The organism is Azospirillum sp. TSH100 (genome assembly GCF_004923295.1).
GTDB lineage: Bacteria > Pseudomonadota > Alphaproteobacteria > Azospirillales > Azospirillaceae > Azospirillum.
Map to the genome: position 1 here is coordinate 87,209 of NZ_CP039634.1, position 25,464 is coordinate 112,672.

24 protein-coding genes are annotated in these 25,464 nt (G+C 67.1%); 11 read left to right on the forward strand and 13 right to left on the reverse strand.

Annotation, left to right across the window (positions count from 1 at the left end; all coding sequences use genetic code 11):
• Nucleotides 1–149: 149 nt before the first annotated feature.
• Nucleotides 150–569 (reverse strand): bacteriohemerythrin, encoded by a 420-nt coding sequence (locus tag E6C72_RS00405; RefSeq protein ID WP_109086226.1) that lies wholly within the window; start codon nucleotides 567–569, stop codon nucleotides 150–152.
• Nucleotides 570–786: 217 nt separating this feature from the next.
• Nucleotides 787–3,153 carry an NAD-dependent DNA ligase LigA gene (ligA, locus tag E6C72_RS00410; RefSeq protein ID WP_109086227.1) on the reverse strand — a complete coding sequence of 789 codons (2,367 nt, stop codon included), beginning with the start codon at nucleotides 3,151–3,153 and terminating at the stop codon, nucleotides 787–789.
• Nucleotides 3,154–3,316: 163 nt separating this feature from the next.
• Between ligA and E6C72_RS00415 the strand changes: the two genes are divergently transcribed.
• A complete protein-coding gene (locus E6C72_RS00415; protein WP_109086228.1) occupies nucleotides 3,317–3,841 on the forward strand; it encodes a hypothetical protein in 525 nt (174 codons plus the stop codon).
• Nucleotides 3,842–3,884: 43 nt separating this feature from the next.
• Here E6C72_RS00415 and guaB read toward each other — a convergent pair whose 3' ends face one another.
• The 4 genes from guaB to E6C72_RS00435 all read right to left on the reverse strand — a co-directional run bounded on the left by guaB (nucleotide 3,885) and on the right by E6C72_RS00435 (nucleotide 8,626).
• Complete coding sequence (gene guaB / locus E6C72_RS00420; RefSeq protein WP_109086229.1) at nucleotides 3,885–5,363, reverse strand: IMP dehydrogenase; 1,479 nt, start codon at nucleotides 5,361–5,363, stop codon at nucleotides 3,885–3,887.
• A gap of 108 nt (nucleotides 5,364–5,471) precedes the next feature.
• Nucleotides 5,472–6,179, reverse strand: coding sequence for an RlmE family RNA methyltransferase (locus E6C72_RS00425; protein ID WP_109086230.1), 708 nt, complete (start codon nucleotides 6,177–6,179; stop codon nucleotides 5,472–5,474).
• 102 nt (nucleotides 6,180–6,281) lie between these two features.
• Nucleotides 6,282–7,304 carry a Ppx/GppA phosphatase family protein gene (locus tag E6C72_RS00430; protein WP_109086231.1) on the reverse strand — a complete coding sequence of 341 codons (1,023 nt, stop codon included), beginning with the start codon at nucleotides 7,302–7,304 and terminating at the stop codon, nucleotides 6,282–6,284.
• Nucleotides 7,305–7,417: 113 nt separating this feature from the next.
• The gene (locus tag E6C72_RS00435; RefSeq protein ID WP_109086232.1) at nucleotides 7,418–8,626 is read right to left on the reverse strand and encodes an ABC transporter substrate-binding protein; all 1,209 of its coding nucleotides are present in this window, start codon (nucleotides 8,624–8,626) and stop codon (nucleotides 7,418–7,420) included.
• A 585-nt stretch (nucleotides 8,627–9,211) separates the two neighbouring features.
• On the opposite strand from E6C72_RS00435, the gene E6C72_RS00440 reads away from it, so the two are divergent.
• The 7 genes from E6C72_RS00440 to E6C72_RS00470 all read left to right on the forward strand — a co-directional run bounded on the left by E6C72_RS00440 (nucleotide 9,212) and on the right by E6C72_RS00470 (nucleotide 18,194).
• Entirely contained in the window at nucleotides 9,212–10,558 is a 1,347-nt protein-coding gene (locus E6C72_RS00440; protein ID WP_109086233.1) for an AarF/ABC1/UbiB kinase family protein, read from the forward strand.
• Nucleotides 10,559–10,649: 91 nt separating this feature from the next.
• A complete protein-coding gene (gene queA / locus E6C72_RS00445; protein WP_109086234.1) occupies nucleotides 10,650–11,678 on the forward strand; it encodes a tRNA preQ1(34) S-adenosylmethionine ribosyltransferase-isomerase QueA in 1,029 nt (342 codons plus the stop codon).
• Complete coding sequence (gene tgt, locus E6C72_RS00450; RefSeq protein ID WP_109086235.1) at nucleotides 11,675–12,889, forward strand: tRNA guanosine(34) transglycosylase Tgt; 1,215 nt, start codon at nucleotides 11,675–11,677, stop codon at nucleotides 12,887–12,889. The genes queA and tgt overlap by 4 nt, the downstream gene beginning before the upstream one ends.
• Nucleotides 12,882–13,346, forward strand: a complete 465-nt coding sequence (gene queF, locus E6C72_RS00455; RefSeq protein WP_109086236.1) for a preQ(1) synthase — start codon at nucleotides 12,882–12,884, stop codon at nucleotides 13,344–13,346. The genes tgt and queF overlap by 8 nt, the downstream gene beginning before the upstream one ends.
• Entirely contained in the window at nucleotides 13,333–14,418 is a 1,086-nt protein-coding gene (queG, locus tag E6C72_RS00460; RefSeq protein ID WP_247875751.1) for a tRNA epoxyqueuosine(34) reductase QueG, read from the forward strand. The genes queF and queG overlap by 14 nt, the downstream gene beginning before the upstream one ends.
• An 84-nt stretch (nucleotides 14,419–14,502) precedes the next feature.
• Entirely contained in the window at nucleotides 14,503–15,669 is a 1,167-nt protein-coding gene (gene eis / locus E6C72_RS00465) for an enhanced intracellular survival protein Eis (RefSeq protein ID WP_247875752.1), read from the forward strand.
• A gap of 119 nt (nucleotides 15,670–15,788) precedes the next feature.
• The gene (locus E6C72_RS00470; RefSeq protein WP_109086238.1) at nucleotides 15,789–18,194 is read left to right on the forward strand and encodes a HAMP domain-containing methyl-accepting chemotaxis protein; all 2,406 of its coding nucleotides are present in this window, start codon (nucleotides 15,789–15,791) and stop codon (nucleotides 18,192–18,194) included.
• 26 nt (nucleotides 18,195–18,220) lie between these two features.
• Here E6C72_RS00470 and E6C72_RS00475 read toward each other — a convergent pair whose 3' ends face one another.
• Nucleotides 18,221–18,700, reverse strand: a complete 480-nt coding sequence (locus E6C72_RS00475) for a CYTH domain-containing protein (RefSeq protein WP_109086239.1) — start codon at nucleotides 18,698–18,700, stop codon at nucleotides 18,221–18,223.
• A gap of 175 nt (nucleotides 18,701–18,875) precedes the next feature.
• On the opposite strand from E6C72_RS00475, the gene E6C72_RS00480 reads away from it, so the two are divergent.
• Nucleotides 18,876–19,106 (forward strand): hypothetical protein, encoded by a 231-nt coding sequence (locus E6C72_RS00480; RefSeq protein ID WP_247875753.1) that lies wholly within the window; start codon nucleotides 18,876–18,878, stop codon nucleotides 19,104–19,106.
• 20 nt (nucleotides 19,107–19,126) lie between these two features.
• Here the strand turns inward: E6C72_RS00480 and E6C72_RS00485 are convergent, their stop codons facing one another.
• Nucleotides 19,127–19,282: a DUF3309 family protein gene (locus E6C72_RS00485; RefSeq protein WP_082860756.1), complete on the reverse strand. Its 156-nt coding sequence runs from the start codon at nucleotides 19,280–19,282 to the stop codon at nucleotides 19,127–19,129.
• A gap of 350 nt (nucleotides 19,283–19,632) precedes the next feature.
• On the opposite strand from E6C72_RS00485, the gene E6C72_RS00490 reads away from it, so the two are divergent.
• Nucleotides 19,633–19,986 (forward strand): hypothetical protein, encoded by a 354-nt coding sequence (locus E6C72_RS00490; RefSeq protein WP_109086241.1) that lies wholly within the window; start codon nucleotides 19,633–19,635, stop codon nucleotides 19,984–19,986.
• A 15-nt stretch (nucleotides 19,987–20,001) separates the two neighbouring features.
• Here E6C72_RS00490 and E6C72_RS00495 read toward each other — a convergent pair whose 3' ends face one another.
• Together E6C72_RS00495 and E6C72_RS00500 are read right to left on the reverse strand one after the other, a co-directional pair.
• On the reverse strand, nucleotides 20,002–20,913 hold the full coding sequence (locus tag E6C72_RS00495) for a phosphatidylcholine/phosphatidylserine synthase (protein WP_247875754.1): 912 nt from the start codon (nucleotides 20,911–20,913) through the stop codon (nucleotides 20,002–20,004).
• Entirely contained in the window at nucleotides 20,913–21,650 is a 738-nt protein-coding gene (locus E6C72_RS00500) for a phosphatidylserine decarboxylase (RefSeq protein WP_109086242.1), read from the reverse strand. The genes E6C72_RS00495 and E6C72_RS00500 overlap by 1 nt, the downstream gene beginning before the upstream one ends.
• Nucleotides 21,651–21,739: 89 nt before the next feature.
• Here E6C72_RS00500 and E6C72_RS00505 point away from each other — a divergent pair, with 89 nt between their 5' ends.
• A complete protein-coding gene (locus E6C72_RS00505; protein ID WP_109086243.1) occupies nucleotides 21,740–22,210 on the forward strand; it encodes a hypothetical protein in 471 nt (156 codons plus the stop codon).
• Between the two features lie 58 nt (nucleotides 22,211–22,268).
• On the opposite strand, the gene E6C72_RS00510 is transcribed toward E6C72_RS00505, so the two are convergent.
• The 3 genes from E6C72_RS00510 to E6C72_RS00520 form a co-directional block, all read right to left on the reverse strand.
• Nucleotides 22,269–23,357, reverse strand: coding sequence for a BMP family ABC transporter substrate-binding protein (locus E6C72_RS00510; RefSeq protein WP_109086244.1), 1,089 nt, complete (start codon nucleotides 23,355–23,357; stop codon nucleotides 22,269–22,271).
• Nucleotides 23,358–23,435: 78 nt separating this feature from the next.
• Complete coding sequence (locus tag E6C72_RS00515) at nucleotides 23,436–24,365, reverse strand: ABC transporter permease (protein WP_109086245.1); 930 nt, start codon at nucleotides 24,363–24,365, stop codon at nucleotides 23,436–23,438.
• Complete coding sequence (locus E6C72_RS00520) at nucleotides 24,362–25,438, reverse strand: ABC transporter permease (protein WP_109086246.1); 1,077 nt, start codon at nucleotides 25,436–25,438, stop codon at nucleotides 24,362–24,364. The genes E6C72_RS00515 and E6C72_RS00520 overlap by 4 nt, the downstream gene beginning before the upstream one ends.
• Between the last annotated feature and the right edge of the window lie 26 nt (nucleotides 25,439–25,464).

A 25,464-nucleotide genomic window follows, 5' to 3' on the forward strand; every position in this document is an offset into this window, starting at 1 on the left:
AGAGTCGCGCAAAGGAAAAAGCGCCCTCCCCTCTCGGAGCGGGCGCCACGCACAAATTCAGACAATTTGCAGTTCTGTGAGTTATTTCAGTATTTTAGATAATTTTCTCCATGCGGAACTTCAAGTGAGCGCGAGAGGGACCATCCCCCCTACTCCGTCACCGCCATCTCCGCCCCGGTGCCGGCATATTCGCCGAAGCGGGTGTCTTCCTTCAGGATATGCTTGCCCAGCCAATCGGAGCAGAACAGGAACACCTCCTCACCGCTGATGCGGCCGCCATTGGCGCGGAACTCGTCGCGGTAGCTTTCGACCTGCTGGGTCAGCCGGTCGTGCAGGGCCTTGTGGGCGGCGAAGGTCGGATAGTTCAGCCGTTCCATCTGCGCCTCCTCTTCCGCGAAATGATGGCGGGTATAGGCGATCAGTTCGCCCAGGATGGCTTCGATCAGCGCGGGGTCCTGGCGGCCGGCCTCATCATACAGCTTGTTGACGATGGCGATCAGAACGCGGTGATCCTCGTCCAGCGCGTCGTTGCCCACGCTCATCCAGCGCGACCACTGAATTGGCTCCATGGCGTTTCCTTCGTTCCCCTTCGTTGGCTGCCGAGCAGGCGGATGCGGGCGTTGACCGCTCGTCGGCACCGTCGCCTTTTCAGGGTCAGGCCGCCTGCCTTGGCATCGTTTCGCTTCTGACTATAAGCCTTGTCTGATCTCACTCCCCCGATCCGCGTCCGTCAATCCGGGCGAACGTGGATGCGACATTTTGGCGAATGTGGCTGTCCGTCCCTGGTCATCCGCCGATCTTGGCCAGCCACTCGTCCTCGGTCAGGATCTCGACGCCCAGCTCCTTGGCCTTTGCCGCCTTGCTGCCGGCATCCGCACCGGCGACCAGATAGTCGGTCTTGCCGGACACCGAACCCGCGACCTTGGCGCCCAGCGATTCGGCACGCGCCTTGGCCTCCGACCGGGTCATCCGCTCCAGCGTGCCGGTGAAGACCACCGTCTTGCCGGCAATTGGGGAGTTGCTGGCCTTCGGCACCTCCGCCTCCAACACGGTCAGCCGCTCCATCAGGCCGCGGACGATGACCAGATTGCGCTCCTCGGCGAAGAAGCCGGCCAGTTCCTCGGCCGCCACCTCGCCGACGTCGGGGGTGGCGACCAAATCGAGCCACGCCCGCCCCGGCGCCTGCCCGACCGCCCGCTCCATCGCCGCCCGCCAACCGGCAAGACTGCCGTAGCGGGTGGCCAGCGCCTGGGCGGCCCGTGTGTTCAGCCGCTTGATGCCGAGCGAACCGATGATGGTCTCCAGCCGCAGCGCGTCGTTCCCGGCATAGAAGTCCAGCTTGGACCCGCTCTCCGGATCGGCGAACCAGGCGAGGATGGTATCGGCGGTGACCGGTCCAACACCGCTCAGCGCGTGCAGGTCGCGCCATTCCTGACCCGGCATCGCCTGTTCGGCCGTCAGCATGCCGTCGACCCAAGCCTCCATCGTCCTGTACTGGCGGGCCAGCGACTTCGCCGTCACCTCGCCGACATGGCGGATGCCCAGCGCGTAGATCACCCGGTGCAGATCGATGCCGGCGCGGCGCTGCTGGATGGCCTTGAACAGATTCTGGACCGACCGCTCCTTCCAGCCCGGCCGGCCGATCAGCTCGACGCGGCCTTCCAGAGTGAAGATGTCGACGGGCGACTTGATGAAGCCCTCGTCCCAGAATTCCTCGATGATCTTCTCGCCCAGCCCTTCGATGTCGAAGGCGTCGCGGGAGACGAAATGGCGCAGCCGTTCCTTGGCCTGGGCGGCGCAGATCAGGCCGCCGGTGCAGCGGCGCACCACCTCGCCCGCCTCGCGGATGGCGAGACTGCCGCAGACCGGGCAACTCTCCACCGGCACATAGGGCACGGAGTCGGCCGGGCGCTGCGACAGCACCACCTCGACCACCTGCGGGATGACGTCGCCGGCGCGCTGGACCACCACGAGATCGCCGACGCGGATGTCCTTGCGGGCGATCTCGTCCTCATTATGCAGGGTGGCGCGGCTGACGACGACGCCGCCGACGGTGATGTCCTCCAGTTCCGCCACCGGGGTCAGTGCACCGGTGCGCCCGACCTGGATGGTGATGGCCTTCAGCCGCGTCTGCGCCTGTTCGGCCGGGAACTTATGGGCGATGGCCCAGCGCGGCGCCCGACTGACGAAGCCCAGACGTTGCTGAAGCTCCAGGCTGTCGACCTTGTAGACGACGCCGTCGATGTCGAAGGGCAGGCCGGCGCGCCGCCGGCCGATGCCCTCGTAATAAGCCAGCAGCTTGTCCTTGCCGTCGCACAGCTCCGCCGGGCGGTTCAGCTGGAAGCCCCAGCCCTTCAGCCGCTCGCGGATGCCCCATTGGGTCTCTGCGATCGGCTCCGACAGCTCACCCAACGCATAGCCGAAGAAGCAGAGCGGCCGGGATGCGGTGATCGAGGAATCGAGCTGCCGCAGGCTGCCGGCCGCCGCGTTGCGCGGGTTGGCGAACAGCGGCTCGCCCTTCTCGGCACGGGCGGCGTTCATCGCCAGGAAGTCGTCGCGGCTCATATAGACTTCGCCGCGGACCTCCAGCACAGCGGGGAAAGGCGCCGGCAGGCGGTGAGGCACATCGCGGATGGTGCGGACGTTGGCGGTGACGTTCTCGCCCTCCGCCCCGTCGCCCCGGGTGGCGGCCAGAACCAGTTCGCCCTTCTCATAGCGCAGCGAGCAGGACAGCCCGTCGATCTTCGGCTCGGCCACGAAGGTCAGCGGCGCATCGTCGGACAGGCCGAGGAAGCGGCGGACGCGGGCGTCGAATTCCGCCACATCGTCGGGCGCGAAGGCATTGCCGAGCGACAGCATCGGGATGGCGTGGCGCACCTTGCCGAAGCCGGCGGCCGGAGCGGCGCCGACGCGCAGGCTCGGCGAATCGGCGCGGCGCAGATCGGGGAAGCGTGTTTCGATGGCGAGGTTGCGGCGGACCAGCGCGTCATAGTCGGCGTCGGAGATCTCCGGCTGGTCCTGCTGGTGATAGAGCCGGTCATGATGGGCGATCTCGGCGGCCAGCGCCGCCAGTTCCGCCGCCGCCAGGTCCGGCGTCAGGGCATCGACGGCGATGCTGCGGGGATTGGGCGGCGTGTCGAACAGATCCTGCATGGCGCGTCTCGTGACGAATCGGGGGCTTCCGCGGAAGCGGCCGCGCAGGATAGCGCCTGGAAACAGGTTTCGGGAGTCTATCGGGATACGGAGCGCATCAGAGCGACGACAGGATCGAGTGCCTATATACTGACGGACACACCCTCCGGAGTCCGCTGGCCTGATGAGCAAAGCCTACCCGCCGGACCTGCGCATCGATGACCGCATGGTCATCGCCGCCGCGCTGGACCGCATCCTCTACGACGACCCCGACCATTTCACGGCGGACGACGCGCGCACGGTGCGCCGCCTGATCCCGCACAGCCGCTCGGCTTGGCTGCGGCTGGGCTTCCGCGCCGAACGGCAGGGACCGTCGATGAAGGGCGAGGCCGCCGGGGTCGGCGACGTGCGGATGGAAGGCGACAGGAAGGTGGTGGAAGGCAGCGTCGGCGAAGCGGCGACCTGGCGCTGCGGCCAGTACAAGATCACCAACCACGGCACCGACCTGGAAATCTGGCAGGTGATGAGCGACGAATACGCGCCCGAACCGAAAGGCGCCCGGCTGGAATTCGACGAACGCGGCGAACCGGAGCGGTTGACCTTTTTTCAGCCGCGGGACATCGAACTGCGCATTCCCTTCACCAGCCTCGCCGTCGGCGTACGGCTGGGCGGCTGGCAGCCTTGGAAACTGGTGACCGAAGGAGTGTGACGTCGGGGGCGGCCGTCGACCGGCGACCGCCCCCGACACACCGTCAGCCCTGCCGGTAGTTCGGCGACTCGTTGGTGATGGTGATGTCGTGGACGTGGCTTTCGCGCAGGCCGGCGTTGGTGATGCGGACGAACTGGCACTTCTCGCGCATCTCGGCGATCGAGGCGCTGCCGGTGTAGCCCATGGCCGCGCGCAGGCCGCCGACCAGCTGGTGGATGACCGCCGACACCGGGCCCTTGTAGGGGACGCGGCCTTCGACGCCTTCCGGCACCAGCTTCATGGTCGAAACCTCCTGCTGGAAGTAACGGTCCGCCGAGCCGCGCGCCATGGCGCCGACCGAACCCATGCCACGGTAGCTCTTGTAGGAACGGCCCTGGAACAGGATGACCTCGCCCGGGCTCTCGTCGGTGCCGGCGAACAGGCTGCCCAGCATGGCGACGCTGGCGCCGCCGGCGATCGCCTTGGCCAGATCGCCCGAATACTTGATGCCGCCGTCGGCGATCACCGGAATGCCGTGCTTCTCGCACTCCTCCACCACATCCATCACCGCGGTCAGTTGCGGCACGCCGACACCGGCGATGATGCGGGTGGTGCAGATGGAGCCGGGGCCGATACCGACCTTGACGGCGTCCGCACCGGCGTCGATCAGCGCCTTGGCCGCTTCGGCGGTGGCGACGTTGCCGGCGATCACCTGGGTGTAGCTGGACATGGCGCGCGCGGCACGGACCTGCTCCAGCACCTTGGCGGAATGGCCGTGCGCGGTGTCGACCACCAGCACGTCGACGCCGGCGTCGAACAGGGCCTCCGCACGGGCGAGACCGTCATTGCCGGTGCCGGTGGCGGCGGCGACGCGCAGGCGGCCCTTGCTGTCCTTGCAGGCGTTCGGATAGGCCTGCGCCTTCTCGATGTCCTTGACGGTGACGAGGCCGATGCAGCGGTAATCCTCGTCGACGACCAGCAGCTTCTCGATACGGTGCTGGTGGAGCAGGCGCTTGCCTTCCTCCTGGCTGACGCCCTCGCGGACGGTCACCAGCTCCTTGGTCATCAGTTCGCTGACCGGCTGTTTGGGATCGGTGGCGAAGCGGACGTCACGGTTGGTCAGCATGCCGACCAGCTTGCCGCTGCCGAGCTGGTCGCGGCTCTCCACCACCGGGATGCCGGAGATGCGGTAGTCGGCCATCAGTTGGAGCGCGTCGGCCAGCGTCGCGTTCGGCGTGATGGTGATCGGGTTGACGACCATGCCCGATTCGAACCGCTTGACCTTGCGGACCTCTTCGGCCTGCTGCTCGATGGTCAGGTTGCGGTGGACGACGCCGATGCCGCCGGCCTGGGCCATGGCGATGGCGAGGCGGCTCTCGGTCACCGTGTCCATCGCCGAGGACATCAGGGGGATGCCCAGCTCGATGGTCTTCGTCAGTCTTGTCCGGGTGTCCACGTCGTTCGGCAGGACCGAGCTTTCGGCCGGAACCAGCAGGACGTCGTCGAAGGTCAGGGCCTCGCGGATTTTGGTGTCGCGCGCCATGTCTCTAATCTCCCGGAAGATAAACGTGGCGCACTTATACACAAGACCATGGGCTTGTGAACCCGTGCGCACACAGCATCTGTTATGCAAGCGCGAAAGGAAACGCCGTCAGCCGTTCACGTTGCCGCCGCGGAAGCCGGTGGCGACGACATAGGTCTCCGACGACTCCGCGCGGCTGGCCGGCGGCTTGGCGTGCTTGACCACGGCGAAGTCGCGCCGCAGACGGTCGAGCAGCGAGCGTTCCGCCCCGCCCTGGAACAGCTTGGCGACGAAGGCGCCGCCAGGGGCCAGCACCTCCTCGGCAAAATCATAGGCGGCCTCGGCCAGGCCCATGATGCGCAGATGGTCGGTCTGCTGGTGGCCGGTGGTGGGGGCGGCCATGTCGCTCAGCACCAGATCGGCCGGGCCGCCCAGCGCGTCCTTCAGCTTATCGGCGGCCCCCTCCTCCAGGAAGTCGGCCTGCATGGTGGTGGCGCCGGGAACCGGGTCCATCGGCAGGATGTCGAGCCCGACGACCTTCCAGCCCTCCTTGGCGGTCTGCACCCGTTCCACCGCGATCTGGGTCCAACCCCCGGGGGCGGCGCCCAGATCGACCACGCGCTTGCCGGGGCCGAGCAGTCGGAACTTCTCGTCCAGCTGCAACAGCTTGAACGCCGCGCGCGAGCGGTAGCCGCGCTTGGTCGCCTCGGCCACATAGGGGTCGTTCAGGTGGCGTTCCAGCCAGCGCTTGGAGGATTCCGTACGCTTGCCGGCGGTCTTCACACGGACCGTGGCACGGCGCCCGCCCGGACGCGTCGACGGAGTCTTTTCGGTCATGATCGCTTACAGTTCCTCGGTCATCCGGCGCAGGCGGGAAACCATCCCCCTGTCCGATCATACTATATCAGTTCGATGGCCATTTCGGGTCGCCGGGCGCGTTCATTCGCCGGCGGCCCCGATCAGGTCCACCAGAATTCCTTCGCGCAAGCCGCGGTCGGCGATGCGCAGCCGTTCAACCGGCCAGACGTCGCACAGCGCATCCAGAACGGCGCAGCCGGCGACCACCAGATCGGCGCGGTCCTGGCCGATGCAGGGATGGCGGGCACGGCCGTCGAAATCCTGGGCGACCAAGTGGTCGATCACCGCGCGGGCATGGTCGACGCGCAGATAGCTGCCGTCCACAGCCCGGCGGTCGTAGCGGCAAAGCCCAAGATGCACGCCGGCCAGCGTCGTTACCGTGCCCGACGTGCCGAGCATCTGCACCTTTCCGGCGGCGACGCGGCTCTGGATGCGGTTGCGCGCCTCGAACGGCGCGATGGCGTCGGCGACAGCCTCCACCATCTGGGTGTAGTTGGCGCGGGTGACGTTGGGGCCGCCATATTCCTCGGTCAGGCCGATGACACCGCAGCGGATGGAGGTCTGGTCGAGCAGGCGCGGCGCCCTGCCCTTCTCCACCTGCAGCCACATCAGCTCGGTCGATCCGCCGCCGATGTCGAAGACGATGGCATAGGGATGGGTCGGCTCCAGCAGGGCGGCACAGCCGGCAAGCGCCAGCCGCCCCTCCTCCTGGCTGGAGATGATTTCAAGCGGGATGCCGGTCTCGCGCTCCACCGTCTCGACGAAGGCGGCGCTGTTGGCGGCGCGGCGGCAGGCTTCGGTCCCGACGGCGCGCACGGCGGTACAGCCGCGGCGTTCGATCTTGGAGCCGCAAACGCGCAGAGCCGCGATGGTGCGCTCCATCGCTGGCTCCGACAGATGATCGTTGCGGCTCAGCCCTTCGCCCAAGCGGACGATGCGGGAGAATGCATCGATGACGCGGAAACCGCCCGGCGCCGACTTGGCGATCAGCAGGCGGCAATTGTTGGTGCCGAGGTCCAGCGCGGCGAAGACCGGGCGCGTCAGCGCCGACGAACGCAACCGTCCGGTGTCGTTCTGCCGCTCGCTTTGCACCTGTAGATCCACGTACCGTCCCCGCAGCACCTAAAGAGCGGAGTGTAACCCGGATCGCGGTCCGGCGGGAACCCCTCTCGACCCGGATTCCGCCGGCGGCGACCCGCAGGTCACGTCTGCGCCAATCACTGGGCTTTGACGAACGGGCACATGCTGGTCTCGATCGGCAGGAAGGCTTCCGATGCAGGAATGCTGCGGACCTGTTTGTAATAGTCCCAGGGCGCCTTGCTCTCCGCCGGGCTTTTCACCTGGTACAGGTCGAGGTCGTACAACACGCGGCCGTCCTTGCGGATGCTGCCGGGGGTGCCGAAATAATCGGTCGGCATCGCCTTCATCGCCGCGGTGACCACCTCGGCATCGGTGGTGCCGGCCGCCTTGACGCCCTTCAGCCAATGCAGGGTGGCGAGATAGGTGTTGGCCTGCTCCTTGGTCGGCATCTTGCCGTGGCGGTCAAAGAAGCGCCTGGCCCAGGCACGCGTCCGGTCGTTCTTGTCCCAATAGAAGCCGCTGGTGACGTACAGCCCCTTGGCGAGGTCGAGACCCAGCGAGTGGATGTCGGTGATGAAGACGATGTAGCCGACCAGCCGCTGGCCGGACTGGGTCAGGCCGAACTCACCCGCCTGCTTGATGGTGCCGATGGTCTCGGCGCCGACATTGGCAAGCGCCACCACCTTGGCGCCGCTGCCCTGGGCGCTGAGCAGGTAGGAGCCGAAATCGCTGGTGCCCATCGGATGGCGCACGCCGCCGACCACGGTACCGCCGGCCTGTTTGATCGCCTCGGTCGCCGCCTTTTCCATCGCGGTGCCGAAGGCGAAGTCGGCGGTGATGAAATACCAGCTGGCGCCGCCCGACTGCACCACTGCCTTGGTCGTGCCGACCGCCAGCGACGCGGTGTCGTCGGCCCAATGGATGCTGTAGGGCGAGCATTGGGCATTGGTCAGCTCGGTCGTCGTCGCGGCGCTGATCATCAGCACCTTCTTCTTCTCGCGTGCCACCGCCTGCACCGCCAGCGCCACGGAGGAGACCGGGATGTCGGTCACCATGTCGACGCCGTCGATGTCGAACCAGCTGCGGACGATGTTGGACGCCACGTCAGGCTTGTTCTGCATGTCGGCCGACAGTACCTCCACCGGCCGACCGAGCACGCTGCCGCCGAAATCCTCCACCGCCATCCGGGTGGCAAGCACCGCCCCCTTGCCACCGATGTCCGAGGCGAATCCGGCCTCGTCCGCCAGCACGCCGATCCGCACCGGCTTGCCGGTCTGTCCCTGAGCGGAAAGCGCCGTCGTGGCGAGCAGAGCCGCCAGCGCCAAAGGCTTGAGCAACCGACCCATGCGATCCTCCCCATCCTCGTTTTTGTGTGGCGGACGCGCGCGCCGAGTGCGGCGTCCTGACGCACCGTTCGGCTCCGTGGATAACGGGATTTTGTTTCATATGCAAACAGTATCGTTTGCAACGTATTCCCGGCAGATTTGACCTCTCCCAGGACGGAAGAAGGAGAGATCCCCGGCAAAACAAAAGCCCTCGCTCCGAGACCGGGCGAGGGCTTTCGCAGTGGGCATCTATGGCCCAGATGAAATCGCCAATCAGGCGAAAGAATTGGAAACTGAAACCTCAGTCATATCGGCCGAAGAGATCGGCATAATCAGGTAAGCGCCGGTGGAGTCATGATCTTACTCACCCTCCCTGGTATCGGTCTCTACTGTTCCGTCCAAGCTATCCGCTTGAACGGTAAGGCGTTTCCGATGCTCGCTCACTTCACCTCGATGTCGATTACTGTAAGACGAAGCCTGCTCCCCTTTCACAGAGCTGTCAAGAAAATCGCATGCTGCACCGCACCGCCTTTTGCGCCCTTCCAAAGGCGGTCTCCGAACGGGCGGGGGCTGGCCTTTTGCCCTGGTCGAACCCACCTTGTGGGCATGCCGGAACACGATGAGAACACATGGGGCGGGCGGGTCGCGCGGTATGCGCGGGTCGGCACCGCCGTTGGCGGGCTGGCCGCGCGGCTGGCGGGCGAGCGCGTGCTGGGAATCCGCGTGGAGCGGGAACGCCACGCGGCGGAACTGCGGGCCGCACTCGGCGGGCTGAAAGGGCCGCTGATGAAGGTGGCGCAGATCCTCTCCACCATCCCCGACGCCCTGCCGAAGGAATACACCCAGGAGTTGGCGCAGCTTCAGGCCGACGCGCCGTCGATGGGCTGGCCCTTCGTCAAGCGGCGGATGGCGAGCGAGCTTGGACCCAACTGGCAATCGCGCTTCCAGAGCTTCGAGCACACCGCCGCCGCCGCCGCGTCGCTGGGGCAGGTCCACAAGGCGATCGGGCCGGACGGGCGGGAGCTCGCCTGCAAGCTGCAATATCCCGACATGGCCTCGGCGGTGGAGGCCGACCTGCGGCAGCTTGGTCTGATCTTCGCGATCTTCGAGCGCACCGACAGCGCCATCTCCACCCGCCAGATCCAGAAGGAGATCGGCGCCCGCCTGCGCGAGGAGCTGGATTACGAGCGCGAGGCGAAACACGCCCGCCTCTACCAGTCGATGCTGGACGGCACGCCCGGTGTCCATGTGCCGGACGTGGTGCCGGAGCTGTCGAGCAAGCGCCTGCTGACCATGGGCTGGGTGCATGGGCGCAAGATCCTGGACTTCGTCGCCGAGCACCCCGAGGCGCGCGACGAGCTGGCGATGAACATGTTCCGGGCCTGGTACGTGCCCTTCTACAATTACGGCGTCATCCACGGCGACCCGCATCTTGGCAACTACACGGTCCGTCCGGACCGCTCGATCAACCTGCTGGATTTCGGCTGCATCCGCGTCTTCAAGCCCAGCTTCGTCAAGGGCGTGATCGACCTCTACAACGCGCTGCGCACCGACAACCGCGAGCAGGCGGTCGAGGCCTACCGCACCTGGGGCTTCGTCAACCCCTCGAACGAGCTGGTCGACGTGCTGAACATCTGGGCGCGTTTCGTCTATGCCCCGATCATGGAGGACCGCCAGCGCAGGATCGAGGAGACCAACGGCGGTCATTACGGCCGCGAGACGGCGGGCAAGGTCCATGCTGAGCTGCGCCGCGTCGGCGGCGTCGAAATCCCGCGCGAGTTCGTCTTCATGGACCGCGCCGCCGTCGGGCTGGGTTCGGTCTTCCTGCATCTGAAAGCCGAACTGAACTGGTACCAGATGTTCCAGGGGCTGATCCGCGACTTCGACGTCGATGCCCTGGCGGCGCGGCAGAGCGCGGCGCTGGCGGCGCAGGGGCTGCCGCAGGCGGAATGAGGAATTGGGGCAAAAGCCGATGCTCCGGCGGGCGACCTGCCCCCAGACCCTTCCCATTCGCCCACACTTCAGTCTATAGCTTGCGCCTCCCATGAAGACCGCCGATTTCGACTTCGACCTGCCGCCCGACCGGATCGCCGAGCATCCCGTCCGGCCGCGTGACGCCGCCCGCCTGCTGGAGGTGGGCTCCTCCTTGCACGACTTCATCGTGCGGGACCTGCCGACACTGTTGCAGCCGGGCGACCTGATGGTCGTCAACGACACCCGCGTCATTCCCGCCCGGCTCGACGGCCGGCGCGGCGAGGTGGCGGTGGAGATCACGCTGCACAAGCGGCTGGGTGAGCGGGAATGGGCGACCTTCTCCAAGCCCGGCAAGCGGCTGAAGCCCGGCGACACCATCGTCATCGCGGATGACTTCAGCGCCGAGGTGATCGGCAAGGACGGCATGGAGGTGCGGCTGCGCTTCTCCGCCGGCGGGGCGGCGCTGATGGAGTCGCTGCACCGCCATGGCCGGATGCCGCTGCCGCCCTACATCCGACGCAAGGCCGACGAGGGCGACAATGCCGACTACCAGACCGTCTTCGCCGCCCGCGAGGGCGCCGTCGCCGCCCCCACCGCCGGACTGCACTTCACGCCGGAGCTGCTGACGGCGCTGGACGAGCGCGGGGTGCGGCGGGTGCCGGTGACGCTGCATGTCGGCGCCGGCACCTTCCTGCCGGTGAAGGTGGACGACATCGCCGACCACAAGATGCACAGCGAATGGGGCGAAATTTCTCCCGAGACCGCCGCCGCAGTGAACGAGACGCGCAAGGCCGGCGGCCGGATCGTCTCGGTCGGCACCACGGCGCTGCGCATCTTGGAGACGGCGGGGCGCGAGGATGGGACGCTGGTCCCGTTCAGCGGCGACACCGACATCTTCATCACCCCCGGCTACCGCTTCCGCATCGTCGATCTGCTGTGGACCAATTTCCACCTGCCGAAATCGACCCTGTTCATGCTGGTCTGCGCCTTCGCCGGCTATGACCGCATGCGGGCGGCCTATCAGCACGCCATCGACAGCAACTATCGCTTCTTCAGCTACGGCGACGCTTCGCTGCTGCACAGGACGGACCCATCATGACCGGCATCGGCTTTGACCTTCTGGCGACCGACGGGCGGGCGCGGCGCGGCCGCGTGATCACCGCCCACGGCACCATCGAGACGCCGGCCTTCATGCCGGTCGGCACCGCGGCGACGGTCAAGGCGATGACCACCGACGCGGTGGCCTCGACCGGTGCTGAAATCCTGCTGGGCAACACCTACCACCTGATGCTGCGCCCGACGGCGGAACGGGTGGCGCAGCTGGGCGGCCTGCACCGCTTCATGAACTGGAACAAGCCGATCCTGACCGACAGCGGCGGCTTCCAGGTGATGAGCCTGTCCGACCTGCGCACCATGTCGGAGGAAGGCGTCACCTTCAAATCGCATCTGGACGGCAGCCGGCACCATCTGACGCCGGAGCGTTCCATCCAGATCCAGCACATGCTGGACAGCAACATCACCATGTGCCTGGACGAGTGCACCCCCTTCCCCGCCACCGAGGCGCAGGCGGAATCCTCCATGCGCCTGTCGATGCGCTGGGCGCGGCGCAGCAAGGACGCCTTCGTCGAGCGCCCCGGCTACGGCCTGTTCGGCATCGTCCAGGGCAGCGTCTATCCGGAGCAGCGGGCGGAGAGCGTCGCCGCCCTGACCGACATCGGCTTCGACGGCTACGCCATCGGCGGGCTGGCGGTCGGCGAGGGCCAGGAGACGATGTTCCGCGTGCTCGACTTCACCGAGCCATTGATGGTCAAGGACCGCCCGCGCTACCTGATGGGCGTCGGCCGTCCGAGCGACCTGATCGGCGCGGTCCGGCGCGGCGTCGACATGTTCGACTGCGTGATGCCGACACGGTCGGGCCGCACCGGTCAGGCCTTCATCCGCAGCGGCACCATCAACATCCGCAATGCCCGCCATGCCCATGACGAGCGTCCGCTCGACGCGGAGTGCGGCTGCCCGGCTTGCCGCAGCTACAGCCGGGGCTATCTGCATCATCTGTTCAAGGCGGACGAGATGCTGGGGCCGATGCTGCTGACCTGGCACAACCTGCATTACTATCAGGACGTGATGCGGACGATGCGGCAGGCCATCCAGGACGGCACCTTCGAGGAGGTCGCCGGCGCTATGGAAGCCCGCCTGAACGACGGCGACATCGAGGCGACCATCGACCCCATCGCCAAGCCCGGCAAGCCGCCGAAGCAAGGCCGCCCACCGAAGAAGGACCGGGTGGCGGAGGAAAAGACCGATGAGTGAGACCATCTATGCCGGCCTGACCCAGCTCGGCGGCTCGACCGTCCAGCCCAAGACCCCGGAAGAGGCGGTGCTGGAGCGGGTGCCGAACCCGAACCCCGGCACCCCCTATTGCGTGCGCTTCACCGCGCCCGAGTTCACCTCGCTTTGCCCGATCACCGGCCAGCCGGACTTCGCCCATCTGGTGATCGACTATGTGCCGGGCGACTGGCTGGTCGAATCGAAGTCGCTGAAGCTGTTCCTGACCAGCTTCCGCAACCATGGCGCCTTCCATGAGGCCTGCACGGTCGGCATCGGCAAGCGGCTGGTTGACGAGTTGTCGCCGGTTTGGCTGCGCATCGGCGGCTACTGGTATCCACGCGGCGGCATCCCCATCGACGTCTTCTTCCAGACCGGCGAGTCGCCGAAGGGCGTCTGGATTCCGTCGCAGGACGTCCCGACCTACCGTGGCCGCGGCTAAGTCCGGCACCCTGCCCTCCGACCCGGCGCGGCTGCGGGACACCATCCGCGACCGTGCCCTGTCGGCGGGATTCGACGCGGTGGGCTTCGCCCCCGCCGCGCTGGGGCCGGAGGTGCGCGAACGTCTGGCGCAGTTCGTTGCCGAAGGCCGGCACGGCGACATGGGCTGGATGGCCGAGCGCAGCGAGCTGCGCAGCCACCCGCAATCCCTGTGGGACGAGGCGCGCACCGTCATCGCGCTCGGCACCAGCTACGCCCCCCACGACGACCCGCGCCGGCTGGCGGAGCATCCCGACCGCGGCATCGTCTCCGTCTATGCCCGCAACCGCGATTACCACGACCTCGTGAAGGGGCGGCTGAAGACCCTGGCTCAATGGCTGGCCCACCAGACCAAGGCCGGGGTGAAGGTGTTCGTCGACACCGCCCCGGTGATGGAAAAGCCACTGGCGGCGCAGGCCGGGCTGGGCTGGCAGGGCAAGCACACCAATCTGGTGTCGCGCGACCATGGCTCGTGGCTGTTCCTGGGCGAGATCTACACGACGCTGGAACTGCCGCCCGACCCGCCGGCGCGCGACCGCTGCGGCTCCTGCGACCGCTGTCAGGTCGCCTGCCCGACCGCGGCCTTCCCGGCGCCCTACCAGATCGATGCCCGGCGCTGCATCAGCTACCTGACCATCGAGCACAAGGGGCCGATCCCCGACGACCTCAAGCCGCTGATGGGCAACCGCATCTATGGCTGCGACGATTGCCTCGCCGCCTGCCCCTGGAACAAGTTTGCCCGCGCGACGAGCGAACCCGCTTTCCTGCCGCGCGCCGAACTGACCGCGCCGCGGCTGGCGGACCTGGCCCAGTTGGACGATGCCGGCTTCAGGCAGGTCTTCAGCGGCTCCCCCATCAAGCGCATCGGCCGGGATCGCTTCGTCCGCAACGTGCTGGTCGCCATCGGCAACAGCGGCGACCCCACCCTGCGCCCGGTGGCGGACGCCCTGCGCGAGGACGCCAGCGAGATGGTGCGCGAAGCCGCCGGATGGGCGGCAAAGCGGTTGAGCGGTACGACGAGTGCCGTCACCTGAGTGACATTTTCTCCACGCAAGCGCATGCTCCGCCAATGCAGTTGCGTTACATTGAACGAGCGGAGGCCAGCCGTCGCCTTTCCCTTGTCACATCCTGACTACGGACCAGCCGATACGGACGAGCTGAGCGCCGTCGCCCGGCTGGCGCGGCTCGGCTTCGGGCTGTCGCGCGATCTGTTCGACCGCTATGCTGATCTGTTCGGCATCGGCAGCATCCGTGTTCTGCGCGTTCCACGGACCACCGGCACGACGCTGGCAGCCTGTGCCGCCTGTTGGATGATGAACCAGTGGTTCGGCGGGCGGCCGGTCCCGGTGCAGGCCATCGCCATGGTGGCCGTCGATCCCGCACTGCGCGGTGCCGGCCATGGCAGTGTGCTGATGCGGGCCCTTTTGCAGGAGGGACGCGACGCGGGAGCGGCGCTGGCGCTTCTCTGCCCGGCAACCCTTCCCTTCTACCGGCGCCTCGGCTTCGGCCGCGGCGGCATCACCTGCCGCTGGAGCGCGCCACCGGCGGCCTTCACGCAATCCGGGACCGGTGCCGGCGGCCTTTGGCCCGCGGACCCGCTCGACGCCGCACCGCTGGCGATGCTCCGCCGCCCTCTGCTGACGGAACAGAACGGCCTGCCGGAACGGACGGAAGCGCTATGGACTCTCGCCCTCTGCCCGGACGGCGAGCCCACCGACCTCTACCGCAACGAAGACGGCTACATCGCGGTGACGCCGCCCCAGGACCGGCGCCTCGGCGTTGCCGATTTCTGCCTGCCCACGGCCCGGGCACTCAAACCGGCCATGGCCCTGCTGGCCGGCTTCCAGGCCCAGGTCGACCGGGTGACATGGCGCGGCGGCCCCGACGATCCGCTGGCCCTGCTGGGCGGTGACGGCGTGACGCTGGAGTGCCGCGAGGAGTGGCTGATCCGTCCGCTCCATGTCGGCAAGGCGCTGGAAGCACGGGGCTATCCTTCCGACCTGGAGGAGCTTGCCACTCTTGAGATACAGGACGAGCTGATCTTCGACAACTGCTCGCCGCACCACCTTCAGGTTGCCAGCTCAGGCGGGATCATCTCCAAAACAGCGCAAGTTCCTGATCCACCCGCCAAGTTGGGTGCCGTCGCCTTCGCCAGTCTGTTCACAGGACATGCAAGCGCTCGCGCATTGTGGCGTGCCGGTATGCTTCATGGTGAAGAAAAGATGATCGAGCGCTTGCAGCGCGTATTTCGCGGCGCACCGAGCTGGATGCCAGACCGCTTCTGAAATAAACGGCTTTCGTGACCTGAATCAAACCGGACATTAACCGACCTGTGCTTCAATCTGCCCAACGATAGGGAGAAGAGCGTCGCCCACAGGCGATGCCATCGGGGAGTTCTTCATCCATGACGATCGGAACGCGGATTGCGCTTGGCTTCGCCGCCGTGCTGCTTCTGACGGTTGGCGTGGCGTTCGTCGGCTGGAACAGCCTGAGCACCTACGCCGAACGTGTCGATCTGGAAGCCCACACCGCCGACCTCGACACCAGGCTGAAGTCGGTGCGGCTGGAGGAGGCGCGTTTCGTCACCGAACGCGACGCGAAGGCGGCGACCAATGTTCCGGGCATGCTGGACGCTCTGCAGGCGGAAGCGCAGCAGACTCGCGCCGCCCTGACCGACGGCGAGGGACGCCGCCTGCTGGACGAGGTGCTGTCGGGCATCGACGGCTATCGTGCCGCCTTCAACAACTTCGTCGCCCAGGACGGCGAGGCGCACGCCCGCACCGCAAGCATGGAAATGCGCGCCCGCGCCCTGCGCGAGATCGCCGAGAAGATCGGCAAGCAGCAGTCGGAGCGCTATGACCTGAACATGGCCAGCAAGCGCGATGCCGATACGGAGTTGCGCCACAGCATGGACACGGCGGAACGTGCCAACCGCGTCATCGAACGGGTGCTGGAGGTGCGGCGCCAGCAGAGCGAACTGCGCCGCAGCCCCGATCAGGCGTTGGCCGACCAGATCGTGGCGGCGCTGGATGAGCTGGTGCAGGTCACCGATACGGTCGCCAAGGATCTCGTCGGCACCAATGACGAGGAGGCCGCCGCGCAGATCGCCGGCGATTCCCGCGCCTACCACGACACCATGCGCGCCCTGCACGGCAAGGGGATCGCCGCGCTGACCGAGGTCGGTGTCGCGGCCGGGCTGGACGAGGCGGCTCGTGGCGTGCAGGAGCGCGCCATGGAGCTGCAGAAAAACCAGGCGATGGTGACCGAGGCGCTGACCGAAGCCTCCAAATACGCCCAGAGCGAGGTGAACGAGGCGGTCATGCTGCGCGGCATGGCGATGCGGCTGGTGCAGGATGCCCAGTCGGCGATGCTCGCCCAGCGCGACTTCCTGCTGACCGGCTCGGCCGACGCCAAGGCCGCAGCCGCAGCCGCGGTGAAGGAAATTCTGGAGATCGCCGGACAGGCCGGCGCCGTCCTGGTCGACCAGGACGGGCGCGCACTGATCGCCGCCATCACCGAGGCCGCTCGCGCCTTCGACTCGGAATTCACCGCGCTGTCCTCCGCCGTCGCCAAGCAGCATGACGCGTCGGCCGCGATGGCCAAGGCATCCGCCGCGGTCAGCGGTCAGGTCGGCCGGCTGGTGACCCTGCAGCGTGAGGACCGCGAGACCGGCCGCGCCAGCGCCGGACTGGTGATTGCTGTCGGTGCGGCGGTGGCGTTGCTGCTCGGCGCGCTGATGGCCTGGATCATCGATCGCGCCATCACCCACCCTCTGCACGCCATGACCGGCGCCATGGGCCGGCTGGCCGAAGGTGATCTCACCGTCGACATCCCCGGCGGCGACCGCAAGGATGAGCTGCGCAACATGGCCGCCGCCATGACCATCTTCAAGGACAACGCCCTGGAGATGCGGCGGATGGAGCGCGAGCGGGAGGAGATGCGCGTCCAGATCGACGCCGACCGCCGCCGCACGATGAATGAGTTCGCCAACGGCTTCGAGCAGGCGGTGTCGGGCGTGGTGACGTCGCTGACCGAATCGGCCAGTTCGCTGGGCCGCGATGCGCAGGAGATGTCGTCGGACGCGGCCCTGACCACGGCGAAATCGACCGCCGTCGCCACCGCCTCGCAGCAGGCGACCGCCAACGTCCAGACCGTCGCCGCGGCGGCGGAGCAGTTGTCGGCGTCCATCGCCGAGATCTCCCGTCAGCTCAACGCCAGTTCCGCCACCGCGTCGGGCGCGGCCGACAAGGCGGTGCAGACCAACAGCATCGTCGAAGGGCTGTCGATGGCCGCCGAGCGGATCGGTCAGGTCGTCGGCCTGATCGGCGAGATCGCCGAGCAGACCAACCTGCTGGCGCTGAACGCCACCATCGAGGCGGCGCGCGCCGGTGAAGCGGGCAAGGGCTTCGCCGTGGTGGCGACGGAGGTGAAGAACCTCGCCGGCCAGACCGCCAAGGCGACCGAGGAGATCTCCGCCCAGGTCGCGGAGATGCAGACCGCGACCACCAGCGCGGTGGAAGCGATCCGCACCATCTCCGAGGCGGTGACCGCCATCAGCGGCACCGTCACCGACATCGCCCACGAGATGGAGCAGCAGGGCAGCGCGACCCGCGAGATCGCCCAGAATGTCCAGCAGGCGGCCGAGGGCACCCAGCAGGTGATGCGCAACATCGCCGAGGTCACCACCGCCGCCACCAAGACCGGCGGCGCCGCCGATGCGGTGCTGAACGCAAGCCGGACGCTCGCCACCCAGGCCGACCGTCTGCGCGGCGAAGTTCAAGGCTTCCTGAACAAGGTGCGGACAGCCTGACTTCCTAGGGGGGCCTGAAGCCCCCCTCAGGCTGCGGCGGCCGACCAGCGCCGGATCGGCGCGCGCGACAGGGCGGAGTTGCCATAGGCACGCAAGGTGGTGACCTCCGCGCCGATCCAGTCCGGCAGCGGAACCTCCTGGTCGGGAGCGTCCAACTCCACCTCGGCGATGACGAGGCCGGCATTTTCGCCGTGGAAGACATCGATTTCCCAGCACAGTCCGTCCTGGCAATGACGGTAGCGGGTCTTTTCGATCATCCGGCCTTCGCAGCCGTGCAGCAGGAGCTGGCGGGCGAAATCCAGCGCCAGCGGTTGTTCCACCTCATCCCGGCAGGCCCCGCGCTTCAGCGATTTGATGGTGAGTGTGGCACGGTCTTCCGCAATGCGGACGCGGACCGTGCTGATGCCGTCGGACGGCAGATATCCCTGGATGATTCGGACGCCATCCCGGCAGAGATGCCGGACATCCTTCCGAACGAGAAAGCGTCGCTCGATTTCCAGTGCCATGGCCGGTCCCTTCGGACGAACTCGCCGACGACCCTAGACCAAAGCTCCCGCCGGCTTCAACCTCGTTGCCCTGTGTACGACGCAACCGAGACCGCATGCACCAGCACTATGACGTGACGATGCGTCGCAAGCGGTGCGGGATTGGTGCTATCGTCGGCCGATGAACGCCGATTCGATGAACGCCGATTTTTCCGCAGCCATCCCCTGGCTGGTCCTGTTCGCCTTTTACGGCCTGCCGCTGCTTCACGTGGTTCTGTCACGCAAGGGCGGCGGCTGGCGCCCGCCGGTCGGGTCGCGATGCCCCTTCGGACCGCGTACCGGATGGCTGGTGATGGTGCTGATGCTGGGGCCGGTCGGATGGCTGATGTTCGTGCTCCGCCGGCCCCGCCGCGCATCAGGTCGATAGACCCGTTGATGGCCCGCGGATCAGATCCGGCCCATCAGCAGCAGAACGATCAGGACGATCAGCAGCACGCCGAGGATGCCACTGGGACCATAGCCCCAGCCGCGGCTGTGTGGCCAGGCCGGGACGGCACCGAGAAGCAACAGAATCAGGATGATGAGCAGAATCGTGCCGAGCATGGCCTTCTCCCTTCTGGTGGAGCGTTTGTGACGGACAAGCGGAACCTCAACGGGACCTCCTGGACTTTGTTCCTGTCCGGTCCGAACGTGACGATTCTCCACCACCAAGGAGGGATGCCGCTCCACCGGCGCCCCCCGAACGCGACGCCGCCGATCTTTCGGCGAGTTGACCCCTGTTGACGGCCCTGTTGACGGCCCTGTTGACGGATGGTGCTCGGCCGCTTAGGCTCCCATCCCATGAACGTGCATCACCTCAACGGCATTCTGCGAATTAGCGGCCCGGTTCTCCTTTGAGAGCCGGGGATTTCGCTCGTCCATTCCGCAGAACCGTCTGAAGGCCAGATCACGCCATGTCCAGCACCGTGAACACCCACACTGTGAACACCGCCCCTGCCTCCACGTCGGATGCGCGGGCCACCGCGCCTGGCCGCCGTGTCGTCTTTTCCCTCATCGCCGATGCCGATCCCGGCACCCTGCCCCGCGTTCTGGAATATGTCGCGAAGCGTGGTCTGGTCCCGCTGGCGCTGCACAGCCGCTTGGTCGATGACATGCTCGACATCGCCATGGAAGTCGGCGACCTGCCCCAGGCGGAAACCGACCATATCGGCCGATGCCTGGGTCAGATCCCGATGGTGGCGCGCGTCGGCGTGTGCGAACTGACCAGCAAGGCTGATCCGGTCGCGGAGTTGGTGGCGGCTGAATAGGGAAAGGGAAGCCGGTCAGACCGGCTTCCGCGTCCCGTCTTCGGAAGTCGCCGTTTCCGGAGATTGCGACTCCGGCTCCCGCGCGTCGGGCGCCTCATCCCCGATCTCCGTGCGCATCAGTTCCGCGGCGCTTTGCAGCTTGCGGAATTGGGCGATGGAGAATGGCAAACTGGCCATATAGGTGATGCCGACGATCGACAGCGTCCACCAGGGCTGGCTGACCATCATCGCCGCCAGCAGGCCGACACCGGCCAGTGCCGGCACCACCCAATGGGCCGGCACCCGGGCGCCCTTGAAGGAGAAGGTCGGCAAGGTGCTGACCATCAGGCCGCCGATCAGCAGCGTCCACGGCACGATCACCGCGGGATGGCCGGGGAATTGCGGCCCGATCTCGAACCCCAGGATCATCGGCAGCAGAACCAGGCCGGCCCCGGCCGGCGCCGGCACCCCGGTGAAATAGTTGTAGGCCCAGGGCGGCAGGTCAACGACACCGAGGCGCGAGTTGAAGCGGGCCAAGCGCAGGGCGCAGCACACGGCATAGGCCATCGCAGCGATCCAGCCCAGACTGCCGGCACCGTTCAGCCCCCACAGATACATCATGAAGGCCGGGGCGACGCCGAAGCTGATGGCGTCCGACAGGCTGTCCAATTCCGCCCCGAACTTGCTCTGCCCGTTCAGCAGGCGGGCGATCCGGCCGTCCAGCGCGTCGAGGATGGCGGCGATGACGATGGCGATGACCGCCGGCTCCCACCGCTCCTGCATGGCGAATCGGATTGCCGTCAGGCCGGAGCAGAGCGCCAGCACCGTCAGCACGTTCGGCAGCAGGTGGTTGATCGACAGCCCTTTCAGCCGAGGGTGCGGCCGGCCGGGACGGCGCGCCCGATGCGGGCGGAAGATCTGCTGGCGGAAGACGGGCGGTCGCTTCATCACCGCACGTCCCCTTGCCGCTGCGGCTCGGCCCCGTTCAGATCGGCCAGGATCGTCTCGCCGCCGATGGCGGTCTGGCCGACACAGACCAGTGGGGCAACACCGTCGGGCAGATAGATGTCGGTGCGGCTGCCGAATCGGATCAGGCCGAACCGCTCGCCAGCCTTCACCTGCTGGCCGGCCTCGACCCACCACAGAATACGGCGCGCCACCAGACCGGCGATCTGGACATAGGCGATCTCGCGCCCATCCGGCAGGCGGTGGCGGAAGGCCATCCGCTCATTCTCGTCGCTCGCCTTGTCCAGCGCGGCGTTGACGAAGGTGCCCTTGTGGTATTCGGCGGCCACGATGGTGCCGTCGGCCGGCACGCGGTTGACGTGGACGTTGAAGACGTTGAGGAAGACGCTGATCCGGGTCAGCGCCTTGTCGCCCATGCCCAGTTCCTTGGGCGGAACAGCCTGGACGATCATGGTCACCCGCCCGTCAGCCGGGCTGACCAGCAGGCCGGGCCGCGTCGGCGTCACCCGGTCGGGATCGCGGAAGAAGTAGGCGCACCATAGGGTGAGCACCAGACCGATCCAGCCGAGCGGCGCCCAGACGGCAAGACCCAGGATCAGGGAGACCACCGCGAATCCGGCGATGAAGGGCCAGCCGGCACGGTGGATGGGGACGACGACGGTATCGATGGCGGACATCGCCTGCTTTCTTCGTATTTTCAGACCACAGCGAACAGCCATTCTAGCCGTGCGTTGCAAGCCTTTACAGAATTTTAGCGGCCGGAGCCCATGCTGTCCTCTCCGTCGCCCCAGAAGCCGAGCGTACCGCCTTGTCCGTTCCCGATCTGAAGACCATTCAATCGCTGGCCGAAGTGCCGGACGGTGCCCTGCCGATCAATCCCGGCTCGATCGAAGTGACGCCGGAAGGCGTACTCGGCATCGCCAAGCCGCCGCGCCCCTGCAAGCTGACCTTCATGGCCGACGGCCTGCCCTTCAACGTTGCCGTCCGGCACGACGGGCCGGAGAATGGCGGCGGCTCGATCTGCCAGATCTGGGCCGATGTCGGCCACGTGCCCTACACGGCACAGGCTCCCGAGCGCCGCCGCGCCCTTCTGGCGGTCCTGCGCGGGATCGAAGGGCTGCCGCATGTCCGCTTCATCGTGCAGGGCGGACAGAAGATCATCCTGTTCTCGGAAATCCGGCTGGAACACCACGCCTCGCCCGAGGATCTGTTCCACCAGACCATTCTGGTCCTGCAGGAAGCGCGTCCGTTCCTGCGGCTGCTGGGCGAATATCTGTAAGGCGGGACGGCGCTTCCGACCGGAGATTATCACCCCGGCCGAAAGCGCCGTACGCTGCTTACTTCGGAACCTTGCCCTGCACGCCTTCGACGTACCAGTCCATCTTCAGGATCTGCTCGTCGGTGGCGGTCTTGCCTTCAGGGATCACGACCTTGCCGGACTGGTCCTTGACCGGGCCCTGGAAGGAATGGCGCTTGCCCGACACGATGTCCGCCTTGATCTGGTCGGCCATCTTCACCACGTCGGCCGGGATGGCCGGGTTGTAGGGAGCCAGCTCGACCATGCCGGTGCTGATGCCGCCCCAGGTGTCGATCGGCTTCCAGCTGCCGTCCAGAACCGCCTTGACGCGGTCGACATAGTAGCCGTTCCAATCCTCGACGATCGCGGTCAGGTGCGACTTCGGACCGAAGCGGGTCATGTCGGACGACTGGCCGACCGACCACAGGCCACGCTCCTGCGCGGTCTGGATCGGGGCCGGGCTGTCGGTGTGCTGGACGATGACGTCGGCACCCTGGTCGATCAGCGCCTTGGCCGCCTCGGCTTCCTTGCCGGGGTCGTACCAGCTGTTGACCCAGACCACGCGGACCTCGGCCTTCGGATTCTGCTCGCGCAGCGCGATGGTGAAGGCGTTGATGCCGCCGACCACCTCGGGAATCGGGTAGGAGCCGATGTAGCCGATGATGTTCGACTTGGTCATCTTGCCGGCGATGGCGCCCACCACCGTGCGGCCCTCATAGAAGCGGCCGGAATAGGTCGCGACGTTCTCGGCGCGCTTGTAGCCGGTGGCATGCTCGAACTTCACGTCGGGATGGCGCTTGGCCACCTTCAGCGTCGGGTTCATGAAGCCGAAGGAGGTGGTGAAGATCAGCTTGTGGCCGCTGGCGGCCAGCTGCTCGATCACGCGCTCGGCGTCGGCGCCTTCCGGCACATTCTCGACGAAGGTGGTGGTGACCTTGTCGCCCAGCGCCTTCTCGACGGCCAGACGGCCCTGGTCGTGCTGATAGCTGTAGCCGTGGTCGCTGACCGGGCCGACATAGACGAAGCCGACCTTCAGCTTCTCCTGCGCGAAGGCGGAGACCATGCCCGCGCCCATGCCAACGCTCAGCGCGATCGCGGCACCGGCCAGACCCAGCACCGTCTTGCCCATCGTCCTTCTGTTCACGTCGACGCTCCTTGTTCTTGATGTCGTGAGATATGGGCTTTGTTTCGTTTTCAAAACGACGCGTCAAGCATCGGGATGAAACAGTTTTCCCAGACAGGCCGGCGCGTTCAGGCGGATGCGGGCGACGTCCCGCGAAATCAGCACCAGGACGAGAACGGTAGCCAGATACGGCAGCATCGACAAGAGCTGCGACGGCACGTCGATGCCCAGCCCCTGGACATGCAGCTGAAGGATGGTGACGCCACCGAACAACCACGCGCCCAGCATGGCGCGGACCGGCTTCCAGGTGGCGAACACCACCAGCGCCAGCGCGATCCAGCCGCGGCCCGACGTCATGTTCTCCGCCCACATCGGCGTGTAGTCCATCGACAGGAAGGCTCCGCCCAGCCCGGCCATGGCGCCGCCGAACAGTACGGCGAGGAAGCGGATGCGCAGGACCTTGTAGCCCAGCGCATGGGCGGCCGTGTGGTTCTCCCCCACCGCGCGCAGGACGAGGCCGGCGCGGGTGCGGTAGAGGAACAGATGGACCAGCGGCACCGCCGCCACCGCCAGATAGACCATGATGTCCTGGCCGAACAGCGCCTGCCCCACCACCGGCAGGTCGGTCAGGCCGGGGATGTTCAGCTTCGGCAGGCCTTCCAGCGGGATGCCGACGAAGCCCTGGCCGATCAGCGCCGACAGCCCGACCCCGAACAGGGTCAGCGCAAGGCCGGTCGCCACCTGGTTGGCCAGCAGGAACAGGGTCAGCACGGCGAACAGCGACGCGGTGGCGGCGCCGGCCACTGCCGCGACGATGAAGCCGGTAACCGCACTGCCGGTCTGGATCGTCACGGCGAAGCCACAGACGGCACCGACCAGCATCATGCCCTCGACACCCAGGTTGAGGACGCCCGACTTCTCCACCACCAATTCGCCCAGCGCTGCGAACAGCAGCGGAGTCGCCGCGGCGAACATGGCGGCCAGGATCGGGCCGATCAGGGCAAGGTCGCTCATGCCGCCGCCCTCCGCGCACCGAAGCGGACCCGGTAGCGGATCAACACGTCGCTCGCCAGCAGGAAGAACAGAAGCATGCCCTGGAACACTCCGGTGATGGCCTTGGGCAGCCCCATGGCGATCTGCGCCGCCTCGCCGCCGATGAAGGACAGCGCCATCAGCAAGGCCGCCAGCAGGATGCCGACCGGGTGCAACCGGCCCAGGAAGGCGACGATGATGGCGGTATAGCCGTAGCCGGGCGAAATGCTGGCGGTGATCTGGCCGATGGGGCCGGCGACCTCGCCCATGCCGGCGATGCCGGCCAGGGCACCCGACAGCAGCAGGGTCAGCCAGACGATACGCTTCTGGTCGAAGCCGGCATAACCGGCGGCGGCCGGGGTCAGGCCGATCACCTTGATCTGGAAGCCGATGAAGGTCCGCGCGATCAGCAGCCAGCCGCCCGCCACCGCCAGCAAAGCGAACAGCGCGCCGAGATGGACGCGGGTGCCTGCCCACAGGATCGGCAGCGTTGCATCGGCCTCGAACAGCCGCGATTCGGGGAAGGCGAAGCCGTCGGGATCGCGGTAGGGGCCATGGACCAGATAGTTCAGCAGTAGAAGCGCCACATAGTTCAGCATCAGGCTGGTCAGGATCTCGCTGGCATTGAAGCGCAGCCGCAGATAGGCCGGCACCGCCGCCCACACCGCCCCGCCGATCGCTCCGCCGATCACCATCAGCGGCAGCAGCCACCAGCCGCCCTCGCCATAGAAGGCCAGCGCCAGCCCGCCGCCGGTGATGGCGCCCAAGGTCAGCTGCCCTTCGGCACCGATGTTCCAGACATTGGCGCGGAAGCCGATGGCGAGACCCACGGCGCACAGCACCAGCGGAGTCGCCTTCACCACCAGTTCGCCCAGCCCACGCACCGAGGTCAACGGCGCGACGAAGAAGGAATAGAGCGCCTTCAGCGGATCGAAACCCATCGCCATGAACAGGACGAAGCCGCTGAGCAGGGTCAGCGCCACCGCCAGCAGCGGCGTGGCATAGACCATGGCCTTCGACGCCTGCCCGCGCGGTTCCAGACGGATGAAGCTCATGCGGCGTCTCCGGCGTTCACGTACCC